This is a genomic window from Sphingobium sp. CFD-1 (assembly GCF_024611115.1).
Classification (GTDB): Bacteria; Pseudomonadota; Alphaproteobacteria; order Sphingomonadales; family Sphingomonadaceae; genus Sphingobium; species Sphingobium baderi_A.
Map to the genome: position 1 here is coordinate 2,743,213 of NZ_CP084398.1, position 12,308 is coordinate 2,755,520.

13 protein-coding genes are annotated in these 12,308 nt (G+C 65.4%); 2 read left to right on the forward strand and 11 right to left on the reverse strand.

Annotation, left to right across the window (positions count from 1 at the left end; genetic code table 11):
• The first annotated feature begins 7 nt into the window (after positions 1-7).
• Positions 8-430, forward strand: a complete 423-nt coding sequence (locus LDB26_RS13815; protein WP_062067882.1) for a DUF4112 domain-containing protein — start codon at positions 8-10, stop codon at positions 428-430.
• A gap of 2 nt (positions 431-432) precedes the next feature.
• Here LDB26_RS13815 and LDB26_RS13820 read toward each other — a convergent pair whose 3' ends face one another.
• The 7 genes from LDB26_RS13820 to LDB26_RS13850 all read right to left on the reverse strand — a co-directional run bounded on the left by LDB26_RS13820 (position 433) and on the right by LDB26_RS13850 (position 8,494).
• Positions 433-1,251 carry a ribonuclease T2 gene (locus LDB26_RS13820; protein ID WP_257538819.1) on the reverse strand — a complete coding sequence of 273 codons (819 nt, stop codon included), beginning with the start codon at positions 1,249-1,251 and terminating at the stop codon, positions 433-435.
• On the reverse strand, positions 1,244-2,098 hold the full coding sequence (gene nadC / locus LDB26_RS13825) for a carboxylating nicotinate-nucleotide diphosphorylase (RefSeq protein WP_257538820.1): 855 nt from the start codon (positions 2,096-2,098) through the stop codon (positions 1,244-1,246). Before nadC ends, LDB26_RS13820 begins: the two co-directional genes overlap by 8 nt.
• A complete protein-coding gene (locus tag LDB26_RS13830) occupies positions 2,095-4,242 on the reverse strand; it encodes a prolyl oligopeptidase family protein (protein WP_257538823.1) in 2,148 nt (715 codons plus the stop codon). Before LDB26_RS13830 ends, nadC begins: the two co-directional genes overlap by 4 nt.
• Positions 4,243-4,292: 50 nt before the next feature.
• Positions 4,293-5,708 (reverse strand): cardiolipin synthase, encoded by a 1,416-nt coding sequence (gene cls, locus LDB26_RS13835; protein ID WP_257538825.1) that lies wholly within the window; start codon positions 5,706-5,708, stop codon positions 4,293-4,295.
• A gap of 20 nt (positions 5,709-5,728) precedes the next feature.
• Positions 5,729-6,715: a quinolinate synthase NadA gene (nadA, locus tag LDB26_RS13840; protein WP_062067892.1), complete on the reverse strand. Its 987-nt coding sequence runs from the start codon at positions 6,713-6,715 to the stop codon at positions 5,729-5,731.
• A gap of 196 nt (positions 6,716-6,911) precedes the next feature.
• Positions 6,912-7,631: a DUF4230 domain-containing protein gene (locus tag LDB26_RS13845; RefSeq protein ID WP_257538827.1), complete on the reverse strand. Its 720-nt coding sequence runs from the start codon at positions 7,629-7,631 to the stop codon at positions 6,912-6,914.
• A complete protein-coding gene (locus LDB26_RS13850) occupies positions 7,616-8,494 on the reverse strand; it encodes an MBL fold metallo-hydrolase (protein WP_257538829.1) in 879 nt (292 codons plus the stop codon). Before LDB26_RS13850 ends, LDB26_RS13845 begins: the two co-directional genes overlap by 16 nt.
• A gap of 86 nt (positions 8,495-8,580) precedes the next feature.
• Here LDB26_RS13850 and LDB26_RS13855 point away from each other — a divergent pair, with 86 nt between their 5' ends.
• Complete coding sequence (locus LDB26_RS13855) at positions 8,581-9,477, forward strand: tyrosine recombinase XerC (RefSeq protein WP_257538831.1); 897 nt, start codon at positions 8,581-8,583, stop codon at positions 9,475-9,477.
• Positions 9,478-9,490: 13 nt separating this feature from the next.
• Here LDB26_RS13855 and LDB26_RS13860 read toward each other — a convergent pair whose 3' ends face one another.
• Genes LDB26_RS13860 through rsmI form a run of 4 tightly spaced genes read right to left on the reverse strand, consistent with a single transcriptional unit; the run spans position 9,491 to position 12,306 of the window.
• Entirely contained in the window at positions 9,491-10,090 is a 600-nt protein-coding gene (locus LDB26_RS13860) for a DedA family protein (protein WP_031290797.1), read from the reverse strand.
• Positions 10,091-10,109: 19 nt separating this feature from the next.
• On the reverse strand, positions 10,110-11,084 hold the full coding sequence (gene gshB / locus LDB26_RS13865) for a glutathione synthase (protein WP_257538833.1): 975 nt from the start codon (positions 11,082-11,084) through the stop codon (positions 10,110-10,112).
• A gap of 38 nt (positions 11,085-11,122) precedes the next feature.
• Positions 11,123-11,476: a YraN family protein gene (locus LDB26_RS13870; protein WP_257538836.1), complete on the reverse strand. Its 354-nt coding sequence runs from the start codon at positions 11,474-11,476 to the stop codon at positions 11,123-11,125.
• Positions 11,473-12,306, reverse strand: a complete 834-nt coding sequence (gene rsmI, locus LDB26_RS13875; RefSeq protein ID WP_257538838.1) for a 16S rRNA (cytidine(1402)-2'-O)-methyltransferase — start codon at positions 12,304-12,306, stop codon at positions 11,473-11,475. Before rsmI ends, LDB26_RS13870 begins: the two co-directional genes overlap by 4 nt.
• Positions 12,307-12,308: the final 2 nt, after the last annotated feature.

The following is a 12,308-nucleotide window of genomic DNA, read 5'->3' on the forward strand; positions in this document are numbered from 1 at the left end:
ATGTTTGATGGCCATTTCCCAGGATCAGTTTGACCGCATCGCGCGCGACATGCCGGGCTTCGGCAGCGATCCCGCTTCGGTGCGCCGCCGGATCGAAGCGATGGAAGCCTTGCTGGAAGGATTGTTCGTCATACCGGGGACGAACCGGCGCGTCGGGCTGGACAGCCTTGTCGGCCTGATCCCGGTGGTGGGCGATTTCGCGACCGCCGCCATGGGCGCATGGATGATCTGGGAAGCCCGCAACCTGGGCATGTCGAAATGGCAATTGACGCGCATGGCCGCCAATGTCGGCGTCGATACGCTGATCGGCGCGATCCCCTTTGCGGGGGATGTCTTCGATTTCCTCTACAAGTCGAACACGAAGAATCTGCGGATCATCCGGCGGCATCTGGACCGGCACCATCCATCGACGGTCGTCATCGACGCCTAAGCCTATCTGCCGCCATTCTTGAGCGGCTGCGTGTTGGGATCGAGATTGAGGATCAGCCCAGGCTTGCGCGCCGGCGTGACCGGGGCCTGCCTGGCCGGGCTAGGCCGGGGCATCGCCGGACCGGGTTCGATACGAAGATAGGCCGCGCCTTTCGCGCCATCCTTGCCCGCAGGACAGCGGGCGAACTCCAACGCCCGGTCCATGCAAATCCATATTTCCGACAGCCAGTTGCCGCGCGTGGTCCTGACCCGGATCATGTCCGGCCGCAGCCTGCGGTTGGCGCGGACGAAGGCGTCCGTGAACTGCCCCACGGTCAGATTGTCGCGCCGCGCCAGCGCCGCCATGTCGGGAAAGCGCATCGACTGATAGAAAGCGCGGGCCAGATCGAAATAGAGTTCCGGCTTGCTCGCCATGCAGGTGCCATGCTTGGCCCATTCATGCTGAAGGAGTTGCGCCGAAGGCGTCATGCACAGATTCTGCCGGATGACCTCTCTCGGCAGCAGGTCGGCCTTGCGGCAGAATTGCGGCCATGTCCGGCCCACGCCGTCCGGCCACAGGCCGTGCAGCACGAAGCCGAAACGGCCATTGCGGCCCTTGCACTGGAAGGCGCTGTCGCTGCCGCGCGCGGTCGAGCAATATTGCGGCGACCATGACAAAGCGAGCGTGTAACTGCCGATCGGCATGATCCGGCCCGCTTCGCCCGTCCCGGGCTGCACCGGCCGGGGACGCGGCATTTGCGCGGGCGGACTGCACTGAACGGCCTGCGCCAAGGCCATGCCGGGCACAAGGAACGCAAGCAGGGCCAGCGCGACCCTAAGCATAGGCGAAGTCGAGGCCGATGTCGGCGGCCGGAGCGGACTGGGTCAGGCGGCCGACGCTGATATAGGTGACGCCTGTTTCAGCCTTGGCGCGTATGGTTTTCAGCGTGACGCCGCCCGATGCCTCCGTGGGCACGCGGCCGCCCACCAAAGTCACCGCCCCCCGTAGGGTCGGCGCGTCCATATTGTCGAGCAGCAGATGCGTCGCTCCAGCAGCAAGCGCAGGCTCGATCTGGTCGACGCGGTCGACCTCCACGATGATGCGCGCAATGCCGGCGGCGGCCGCGCGGCGAACGGCTTCCTCCACCGATCCGGCGACGGCGACGTGATTATCCTTTATCATCGCCGCGTCCCAAAGGCCCATGCGGTGATTGGTCGCGCCGCCCTGTCGCGTGGCGTATTTCTCCAGCACGCGCAGGCCCGGAATGGTCTTGCGCGTGTCGAGCAGGGTCGCGCCGGTGCCCAGGATCGCGTCGACATAGGCGCGGGTTATGGTGGCGATGCCGGTCAGGTGCTGGACGGTGTTGAGCGCGGACCGCTCCGCCGTCAGCATAGCGCGCGCCTTGCCCTTCATCCGCATGATGTCGGTCCCGGCCGGCACGCGGTCACCGTCCTGCGCCAGCATCTCAATCTCCACATCGGGGTCGAGATGGCGGAAGAAAGCGGCGGCGATGGGAAGCCCGGCGAGCGTCACGGCGTCGCGGCTGTCCATCACCCCTTCGAAGATCGCATCGGCGGGGATCACGGCTTCGCTCGTCACATCGCGGGCATCGGGGCCGATATCTTCGGCGAGAGTGGCGCGGACGAAGGCATCGAGGTCGAAGCCGGGCAGATCGAACAGGCTCATCATTTCTTCTCCCCACCGATTTCGCGTTTCAGGCCCATCTCGCGCTTCAGGAAGGCGTGCAGCAAGGCGGCGCGCACGGCATCCTCCGCATGGTCCGCGCCGACCGAATGGCCGCCTTCGCGATATTCGTGATAATAGACGGTATTTCCATAATCTTTCAGCTTCGCGGCCATCTTGCGCGCGTGGCCGGGATGGACGCGGTCGTCCTTGGTCGAAAGATAGAAGAAGGCGGGCGGATATGTCACGCCCTTGCGGACATTCTGATAGGGCGACCATTTTTGCAGGAAGGCCCAGTCCTCCGGCTTGTCGGGATCGCCATATTCGGCGACCCAGGACGCGCCCGCAGAGAGGTGGGAATAGCGTTTCATATCCTCCAGTGGCGAACCGGCGATCACCGCGCCATAGAGATCGGGCCGCTGCGTCATCGCCGCGCCGACCAGAACGCCGCCATTGGAACGGCCGGAAATGGCGATGCGGCCCTTTGCGCTTACGCCTGTCCTGACGAGATCCTCCGCCACGGCGGCGAGATCGTCGAAGGCGTTCTGCCGCTTTTCGCGCAGAGCCGCTGCGTGCCATGCGGGGCCATATTCGCCCCCGCCCCGAATGTTGGCGAGGACATAGGCATTGCCGTCCTCTACCCAGAACAGGCCGAGCGGCCCGGCGCGATAGGGTTCGGTGGTGAGGTATGTCGGCGTCTGCGCGGCCCGGAAACCGCCATAAGCATGGATCAGCGCGGGGACCGGGCCGGCCACGCCCTTTTTACGGGCCAGGAAATAGGGGATGCGGGCGCCGTCCTTCGACATGGCGAATCGCTGTTCCACAGTGAACTGGCTGGCGTCGAAGCGAGGGGCAAGCTGCTGGACCATGCGGGCCGCGCCATCGGGACCAGCAGCCATCAGGCTGGGCGGGGTCAGCATCCCTTCGACCGAGACGAAGATAATGTCCCGCTTGTCCGCTGCGCCCGCTAGATGCACCGTCGCCTTGTCGGCCAGCGGCACGGCGCGGCTGCTCCATTGCCCGGTCGCGGGATCGCGGGTGAGCGCGAGGAGCGCGCCGGATACGTCATCCAGTTGCTTGACCCAAAGAACATGGTCCGTCGCGCGCACCTCCTCGACAACGGCATGGGCGGTGGGTTTCAGCACGACTTCGGGCGCGCCCGCCTTGCCCGCCGCCACGTCCGCGAGCGGCCATGCGACCAGCGATCCGGCGGGAATATCGCCCAGCGGGTCGTTCAGGAAAACGATCATCCGGCCTTGGATGACAGCGCGAAGTTCGGCTGTTTCGGGCGCGGGCGTCTTAATGAGCTTGCCGCTTTCCCCCTCCAGCCAGAGTTCCGCCGTGTAGAAAGTCAGCGCGCGGTTGATGAAGATCCAGCGCCTGTCTCCGTCCGGCTCGACACGGGGGGCGAGCGTCATGTCGCCGACGGCGCCTTCCTTCACCAGCGTCGCGGCGGCGAGCGGCGTGCCGCGCTTCCACCGCTTCACGATGCGGGGATAGCCCGAAGCGGTGAGCGTGCCCGCGCCATAATCGGTGGCGACCAGCAGCGTGTCCCTGTCCGCCCATGCCACATCGCTCTTGGCTTCGGGCAGGATGAAGCCGCCCTCCACAAATTGACCAGTGGAAAGGTCAAATTCGCGCACGACATCGGCATCCGTGCCGCCGGGGCTGAGCGAGATGAGGCAGCGTTCATAATCGGGCGCGAGGCAGTCGGCATCGTGCCAGACCCAGCTTTTGCCCTCCGCCTGGCCGAGCGCGTCGAGGTCGATCACGGTCGTCCAGTTGGGCTTGCCCGCCAGATAGGAGGCAAGGTCGGTCGAACGCCACAGGCCGCGCGGGTTCTTCGCGTCGCGCCACAGGTTCATGACGCGGTCGCCCAGCACCTGATCGGGGGCAGCGATCTGGCTTTCGTCGTCGAGGATCGCCCTGGCGCGGGCGCGGTCCTGTTCGAAGGATGGATCGGCGCGCAGCAGGCGATCGGTTTCGCCATTCCACTGTTCGACCTGCGCGATGGCCTTGGGGCCTTCAATATCTTCCAGCCAGATATAGGGATCGCCGGGCACGACAGGCGCGGCGGCGATCGGGGCTGGAGAGAGGGCGACCGCGAGGGTCAGGGCGCTCGAACGGAGCAGGGCCGGCAGCTTTTTCATGGGGCAAGGCGATAAGCGATCCCGCCGCCCGATGCCAGTATCGGACGCAACTAAAGCAGCGATCCCACCATGCGGGCGATATTCTCCGCGATCTTGCGCGGGAACGGCCGGGCCTGCCATGCGGCGCGCTCAATCTCATCGCTATGGGCCAGCCATTCGCGCTGTACCGCTTCCACATGCGCCACCGATTCCGTGTCGAACAGGAGGAGGCTTGCCTCCTCATTCAACTGGAAGGAACGCAGGTCCACATTGCTCGACCCGATCAGGGCAAGGCGGCCGTCGACGCTGACCGTCTTGGCGTGAAGCAGATAGCGGCGATAGGCGTGGATATGGATGTCCGCCGCCAGCAGCTCCGCATAATAGGAGTTTTGGGCGAGGCGAACGAGCCATTGATCCACCGCCGCCGATACGACGATGTCGATCCGCACCCCGCGCAGCGCCGCCGTCCGCATGGCGTCGACCAGATCGTCGTCGGGTATGAAATAAGGGGTGACGATAATTGCATGGCTGCGCGCCTGATGCAGTTGCCACACCAGCAGCGTCTTGAACCCCTCCAACGGATATTCCGCGCCGCTGGGCAGAAGCTGCGCCACGGCCTGTCCGGCGGGTTGCGGCACGACGACGGGCGAGGCCGACAGCTTGTGCGTTTCCAGATACCAGTCGGCGCGGATCAACGCTTCCATCTGCGCCACCACGGGGCCGGTGACGCGGGCGACCAGTTCGCGGTTGACGATGCCGGGCTTGAAGTCCTTTGCGACGATATTCTGCGAGCCGACATAGCCGATCTCGCCGTCGATCACGAACAGCTTGCGATGATTCCGCATATCCCTGCGCGTGCGTCCCCGCAGCCAGCGGAAGGGCAGAGCCTCCCGATGGGGAACGTTCGCCGCCTCCAGCATCGCCAGCGTGCCGCGCCTCCATGGGCGCGATCCGACGGGATCGAACATCACCTCCACCGCCACGCCGCGCGTGACGGCGCGGCCCAGCGCATCGGCGACGCGCTGGCCTACCGAATCATTGGCGAGGATATAGACCAGGATGCGGACATGGCTGCGCGCACCGTCGATGTCGGCGACCAGTCGGTCTATCGCGGCATCATAGTCCGCGATCAGATCGACGGCGTTGCCGGTCGTCGCGGGCATCTTGCCGAGCGAGGCCGTGAGCGCGACGATGGCGTCCCGGTCCGGCTGCGGTGGCGGCGCATAAGCGGCGAGGCGAGACCCCAGGATATGGAACCAGCCATCCAGTTCGCGGAATCTTTCCCGCCGCCATTCGGGAAAATGCGGGGAGCCGATCGTCAGGAACAGGAGTAGCCCCGGCACCGGCAGGAAGAAGATCAGCAGCAGCCAGGAACGCGTCGCGGCGGGCGAACGGCGAAAGGGAATCGCAACCAGCGCGCCGATGCGGATCACCCATTCGAGGATGTAGAAAGCGATCCCCAATTCGCTGTCGGGAAGGCCGAACATGATGCCCCTCCCCGGCCGGCCTAACGCTGACCGAGGTCGCCCTGTCCCACCGTGCCACTCGCCATCTCAAGCATCCGGTCGAGGCTCTTTTTCGCGGCGAGGCGCAGTTCCTCGTCCATTTCGATCCGCGGTTGCAGGTCACGCAGCGCCAGATAGAGCTTTTCCATCGTGTTGAGCGCCATATAGGGGCAGATGTTGCAGTTGCAGTTGCCGTCCGCACCGGGCGCGCCGATGAAATTCTTGTGCGGCATCGCCTTTTGCATCTGATGGATGATGTGCGGTTCGGTGGCGACGATCAGCGTGTCGCCGTCCATCGACTTGGCATAGTCGAGGATGCCGCTGGTCGAACCCACATAATCGGCAAGATCGACGATGTGGCTGGGGCATTCGGGATGCGCGGCGACAGGCGCGCCGGGATGCCGAAGTTTCAGCTTTTCCAGTTCGGTTTCGCTGAAGGCTTCATGGACGATGCACACACCCGGCCAGAGCAGCATGTCGCGACCCAGCTTGCGCTTCAGATAGCCGCCCAGATGCTTGTCGGGGCCGAAGATGATCTTCTGATCCTTCGGAATCTGCGCGAGTATCTTCTCCGCCGAGGAGGAGGTGACGATGATGTCGCTGAGCGCCTTCACCTCCGCCGAGCAATTGATGTAGCTCAAGGCAATATGATCGGGATGGGCTTCGCGGAACGCCTTGAACTGGGCGGGCGGACAGCTATCCTCCAGCGAGCAGCCGGCGTCCATGTCGGGCAGGACCACGATTTTTTCGGGGCTGAGGATCTTGGCCGTTTCCGCCATGAAGCGCACGCCGCAAAAGGCGATGACATCCGCGTCCGTTTCCGCCGCGCGGCGCGACAGTTCAAGTGAATCGCCGACGAAATCCGACAGGTCCTGAATTTCCGGCTTCTGGTAATAATGGCCGAGGATGACGGCGTTGCGTTCTTTCCGCAGCCGGTCGATTTCCGCGCGCAGATCCACGCCCTGCGGGATTCCGGTGATCGCGTTCATGTGCCTAACTCCTCGATTACCCTGTCGCGGCCCCTGGTGTGGTGGATTTGAAATATGCCTCACTATAGCGGCGAGGGATGGAGCGTATTTCAAATCCATAAACCACACCAAGATTCTATATTTGCTAGTGACCCTGATGAAGCTGAAGTTCGATCACCGCCTGCCCCATAGTGTAGCGAACTTCAGATTCAGGTCACTAGCGGGCCTGTCGCTTGTTTGCCAGCACCTCGTTGATCGGCGTGGTGACGTCCCATTGGTCTTTATCGATATTGGGCCTTTCCGGCGGGAAAGTCACGATCACCCGCGCATCGCCATAGCCCATGGCGCCCAGCGGCGCACCCAGCAGCTTGCCCAGCGCTGCCCGGCCATAGTCGCGCGCCTGCGCCATGCGTTCGGGCGAGCGCGCTTCCTTTTCGGCGCGGCCCTGCGCGTGGACAGAGGTGCGGCGGCTGAGTTCCTCTGCCGCCTGCCGCGTGACGAACAGGCCGTTGGTGCGGACCAGCGTGCGGGCGGCTTCGTCGACATTGGGCCGCGCGGGCTTCACGTCCGGCGCATTGACGATGAGCGTGCGCGTCTTTTCGTTCCATTCCAGATCTTCGGGACCGATATGGCTCACGTCGATGAAATAATCGACGGAGAAGGGCATCTTCACAACCTGATCCGATTTCAGCCAGCCAAATCCGCGCACATCGCGTGCCGTGCTCTGGATCGTGCCGGAAAGTTCGGAGACCTTGAGGCTGCTCGTGCCGGTGAAACGCTGGGCGATGAGCTTCGTCACGGCGGACCCGTCCTCCTCCACCGTCACGACATAATCGCGATTGTAACGCTGCCACCCCGCCAGCATCGCCGCGCCGACGATCAGCACCAGCAGCGCGAGCGCCGCGGGCGCGCCATAGCGTTTCAGCAAAGCCGCCATCGGCCATCATCCAGCGGAGCAGCCTTGCCCCGCTGGTCCAGATCGATGAGGTGCGCGAGGACCGAACGCCCCGCCGCGCCGTGCAGGCGGGAGTCCACGCCCTTATACATTTCCGCCACCATCGCCGGGATGGGCGATGCGCCATTGCGTTCGAGGAAGCGGAGAATTTGCCCTTCGCGCTGCTTGCGATGGCCCATCATGCCGCGCACGAGCCGCCGGGGATTGTCCACCGCATCGCCATGGGCGGGGTAGTAGATCGCATCGTCCCGATCGAGCAGCCGCTGCATCGAGCGCATATAATCCGTCATGTCGCCATCCGGCGGGGAAATGACGCTGGTGGACCAGCCCATGACATGATCGCCGGTGAACAACGCCTTTTCCTCCAGCAGCGCGAAGCAGAGATGGTTGGAGGTATGGCCGGGCGTGGCGACCGCCTGAAGCGTCCAGCCTTCGCCCGCCACCTGATCGCCATCGGTCAATATGCGGTCGGGGCGATAGGCGGCGTCGAACGCCGCATCGGCGCGCGGGCCGTCATCTTCCATCGTCAGCGGCGCGCAGCCGATGATCGGCGCGCCGACAACCGCCGCCAGGGGAGCCGCCGCCGGGCTATGGTCGCGATGGGTGTGAGTGCACAGGATGGCGCGGACGGGACGGCCGCCGGTCGCCGCGACGATGGCCGCGATATGGTTCGCCTCGTCCGGGCCGGGATCGATCACGGCCACGTCGCTTGTCCCCACCACATAGGTCTGCGTCCCTGTATAGGTGAAGGGCGACGGGTTCGGAGCCAGCACGCGCCCTACCAGCGGGGACAGCGTCATGCGGATGCCGGTCGGCATGTCGGCCGGATCGATGGGGGCGTTCATGCTTCCCATGTGCCTATTTCGGGGACTTTTTCAAGGGCGGCGCGGAAGGGATTCCGTTTGGGCGGGGCGTGGCTTAAGATAAGGGCATGACCGCATCTTCCGCCCTCGTCGAGAATTGGCGGCGCCATCTGGCGCTGGATCGGCGGCGGTCGGTGCATACGGTGCGCGCTTATGTGGCGACGGCGGAGCGACTGGCCGCCTTTCTGGAGGCGCATCGCGGCGAAGCGGTGACGCAAGCGATGCTGGCGCGGCTGGAGCAGGCGGATGTGCGCGCTTTCCTGACGGCGCGGCGGATGGACGGGATCGGCAACCTGTCCGCCGCGCGGGAATTGTCGGCGGTGCGGGGATTCCTGAAATTCGCGGGCGGCGAGGAGGGCCGCGTGCCGGCGCTCAAGGGACCAAGGGTGAAGCGCGGGCTGCCCCGGCCGATCTCCCCGGACGAGGTCGTGGCGCTGGCGGACGATATAGCCGAAACGGCGCGCGACGGATGGATCGGCGCGCGGGACTGGGCGGTGCTGATGCTGCTTTACGGCGCGGGGCTTCGCATCGGGGAGGCGGTGGGACTGAGCGGCGATGTGCTGCCCCTGGGCGACACGCTGCGCGTCACGGGCAAGCGGAACAAGACGCGAGTGGTGCCGCTGCTGCCGCAGGTGCGGCAGGCGATAGAACATTATGTCGCGCTTTGCCCCCATGCGATGGAGCGACAAGCGCCGCTGTTCCGGGGCGCGCGGGGCGGGCCGCTCTCCCCGGCCCTCATCCGGCGCGCGGTGCAGGGCGCGCGGGGACGGCTGGGCCTGTCGGAACGGACGACGCCCCATGCGCTGCGGCACAGTTTCGCCACCCATCTGCTGGGACGCGGCGCGGACTTGCGGTCGTTGCAGGAACTGCTGGGCCATGCCAGCCTGTCCTCCACGCAGGTCTATACGCAGGTGGACGCGGCGCATCTGCTGGACGTCTATCGCAACGCCCATCCCCGCGCCTGATTCAGCCTCTGATTCAGGCGCGCGGCTTCCAGGTGGCCAGCCGCCAGAGGTAGATCACCACCGCGCCGATCACGCAGGCCGTGGCCACGGGGCCGACATATTTGTCGATGTCGCGGAAATTCTGGCCCAGCAGGAAACCGGCATAGGCAAGGACGACGTTCCAGATGAACGCGCCGCCCGTTGTCCAAAGCAGAAAGCGCACATGCCCCATGCGGAACAGCCCCGCGGGCAGGGAGATCATCGTGCGGAAGGCGGGCATGAAGCGGAAGACGAAGACGACGATCTGCCCATATTTGCCGAACAGGCGGTCCAGCGCCTCCACATCCTTCCATTCCAGCGTGGCCCAGCGGCCATAACGGTCCACCAGCGGTTTCAGCCTGCCGAAGCCAAGGATATGGCCGACCAGATACCAGAAATAATTGCCGACCGTGGTGCCGATCGTGCCTGCGAGCAGCAGCCATTCCATCTCCATCCGCCCCTGCCCGACGCGGATGCCGCCTATCCCCATGATGAGTTCGGAGGGGACAGGCGGAAAGACATTTTCCAGCACCATCAGCAGGAAAATGCCCCAATAGCCGCCCGCGTCGATCAGGCGCAGGACGAAATCGGTCATGCCTTAAAGCGCCGATCCGTCATGCCGCCACCCGCGCGGCGAGGCGTGCGTCAATCGCGTCCCAGATCATGGCGCCGGTGTCCGTGCCGTTGAAGGCGTCGATGGACACGATGCCGGTGGGCGAGGTCACGTTGATTTCCGTCAGCCACTCCCCGCCGATCACGTCGATGCCGACGAACAGCAGCCCCCGGCGCTTCAATTCCGGGCCGAGCGCGGCGCAGATTTCCTCTTCCTTCTCGGTAAGCTGCGTCTTCGCCGCCGACCCGCCGACCGCAAGATTGGAGCGGATCTCGCCCGCGCCGGGGATGCGGTTGACCGCGCCGGCGACTTCGCCGTCGACCAGCACGATGCGCTTGTCGCCCTTCGCCACGCCGGGGATGAAAGCCTGAACCATGAAGGGTTCGACCCATGAGGATTTGAACAGTTCCACCAGCGCCGACAGATTCGCGCCCGACTGCCCCACATGGAAGACGGCGTTGCCCGCATTGCCGTAAAGCGGCTTCACGACGATTTCGCCATGTTCGGCAAGGAAGCTTTTCACCTCGTCCAGATCGCGGGTGATCATGGTGGGCGGCATGAAACGCGCATAATCCAGCACGAACAGCTTTTCGGGCGCGTCGCGGACGGCGGCGGGATCGTTCACCACCAGCGTTTCGGCCTGCACCCGCTCCAGCAGATGGGTGGCGGTGATGTAGCTGAGGTCGAAGGGCGGGTCCTGCCGCATCAGCACGACATCGACGTCCCGGCCAAGGTCCAGCACTTCCGGCTCGCCGAAGATGAAATGATCGCCCGCGACCTTCTGCACGCGCACGGACCGCGCCTTCGCCAGCACCCGGCCTTCGCGATAGGTGAGGTCGGGGGCGAGATAATGATAGAGCCTGTGCCCCCTCTCCCGCGCGGCGAGCATGATGTGGAAGGTGGAATCCCCCGCGATATTGATCCCTTCCATCGGGTCCATCTGAACGGCAATGGTGAGCGGGTTCAACTGGGTCATGATCGTCCTTCTTTCTGCGCGCGGTCGGGAAGCGGCAGTCAGCCCCCGTGCCAGACATTCGCCAGATGGCGCGGCGGACGCCCCGGCGCAAGGAGCATCACGTCGATTCGCATGTCGTCTCCGGGCTTTGCAAGGTCATGGAACAGGATTTCCGCCGCCGCGGCGACGCGGGAGAGGCGGCGTTCGTCTATGGCAAGGTCGAGATCGGCGGCGGTGGCGCGGGCCTTCACCTCCACAAAGGCGATCATGCCGCCGCGCCTTGCGACAAGGTCGACTTCGCCAGCGGGAGTCCGCGCGCGGCGGACGAGAATCTGCCAGCCCTTGAGGCGCAGCCACCATGCGGCGATGCGTTCGGCCTGCCGCCCGCGCTTTTCCGCCGCCTGTTTCCTCACGCCTTGAGTTCCATGGCGCGGGCGTAGAGGGCGCGGCGGTCGAGGCCGAGCTTCTTCGCCACTTCCCCCGCTGCCTTGGAGACGGGGAGCCGCTCCATCGCCTCCAGCAGGGCGGCGTCGGCATCCTCCGCGCTGGCGGGCGGGGCTTCGCCGGGCGGGCCGACGATGAGGACGATCTCGCCCTTGGGCGGGGCGTCGGCGTAGCGGGCGGAAAGGTCCGTGAGGGTGCCGGTCGCGGTTTCCTCGAACGCCTTGCTGATTTCGCGGCTGACGGCGGCTTCACGGTCGCCCAGCCCCTCCGCCATGGCGGCGAGGCTGTCGGACAGGCGCGGACCGCTTTCGTAAAAGATGAGCGTGGCGCGCAGGGCAGCGACTTCGGCCAGAGTGTCGGCGCGCGCCTTGGCCTTGGCGGGGAGAAAGCCCATGAACAGGAAACGGTCGGTCGGCAGGCCGGACAAAGTGAGCGCCGCGATGGCCGCGCTGGGGCCGGGCAGCGTCGTGATCCGCCGCCCCGCCGCGCGCGCATCGCGCACCAGCTTATATCCGGGATCGGAGATGAGCGGCGTCCCCGCATCGGACAACAGCGCCACCGATTCGCTCGCCATCCGCTCGATCAGGCGGGCGCGCACGCCCCCCGCGCTGTGGTCGTGATAGGGCAGCATCGGTCGATCCGACCCCGCATGGCGCAGCAAACGCGCGCTGACCCGTGTATCTTCCACGGCGATCACATCGGCGCGGCGCAATATCTCCGCAGCGCGCGGCGTCAGGTCTCCAAGGTTGCCGATGGGACCGGCGACGATATAAAGACCGGGTTCAAGTTGAGTTTCCATAA

What these genes read in the sequence shown, in the direction of transcription:
- nadA (WP_062067892.1), bottom strand. Translation starts at nt 6,715, where the DNA reads ATGAACGCGATCACCGGAATCCCGCAGGGCGTGGATCTGCGCGCGGAA.
- LDB26_RS13860 (WP_031290797.1), bottom strand. Translation starts at nt 10,090, where the DNA reads ATGACCGATTTCGTCCTGCGCCTGATCGACGCGGGCGGCTATTGGGGC.
- LDB26_RS13820 (WP_257538819.1), bottom strand. Translation starts at nt 1,251, where the DNA reads ATGCTTAGGGTCGCGCTGGCCCTGCTTGCGTTCCTTGTGCCCGGCATG.
- nadC (WP_257538820.1), bottom strand. Translation starts at nt 2,098, where the DNA reads ATGATGAGCCTGTTCGATCTGCCCGGCTTCGACCTCGATGCCTTCGTC.
- LDB26_RS13855 (WP_257538831.1), top strand. Translation starts at nt 8,581, where the DNA reads ATGACCGCATCTTCCGCCCTCGTCGAGAATTGGCGGCGCCATCTGGCG.
- LDB26_RS13845 (WP_257538827.1), bottom strand. Translation starts at nt 7,631, where the DNA reads ATGGCGGCTTTGCTGAAACGCTATGGCGCGCCCGCGGCGCTCGCGCTG.
- LDB26_RS13850 (WP_257538829.1), bottom strand. Translation starts at nt 8,494, where the DNA reads ATGAACGCCCCCATCGATCCGGCCGACATGCCGACCGGCATCCGCATG.
- LDB26_RS13830 (WP_257538823.1), bottom strand. Translation starts at nt 4,242, where the DNA reads ATGAAAAAGCTGCCGGCCCTGCTCCGTTCGAGCGCCCTGACCCTCGCG.
- cls (WP_257538825.1), bottom strand. Translation starts at nt 5,708, where the DNA reads ATGTTCGGCCTTCCCGACAGCGAATTGGGGATCGCTTTCTACATCCTC.
- LDB26_RS13815 (WP_062067882.1), top strand. Translation starts at nt 8, where the DNA reads ATGGCCATTTCCCAGGATCAGTTTGACCGCATCGCGCGCGACATGCCG.
- rsmI (WP_257538838.1), bottom strand. Translation starts at nt 12,306, where the DNA reads ATGGAAACTCAACTTGAACCCGGTCTTTATATCGTCGCCGGTCCCATC.
- gshB (WP_257538833.1), bottom strand. Translation starts at nt 11,084, where the DNA reads ATGACCCAGTTGAACCCGCTCACCATTGCCGTTCAGATGGACCCGATG.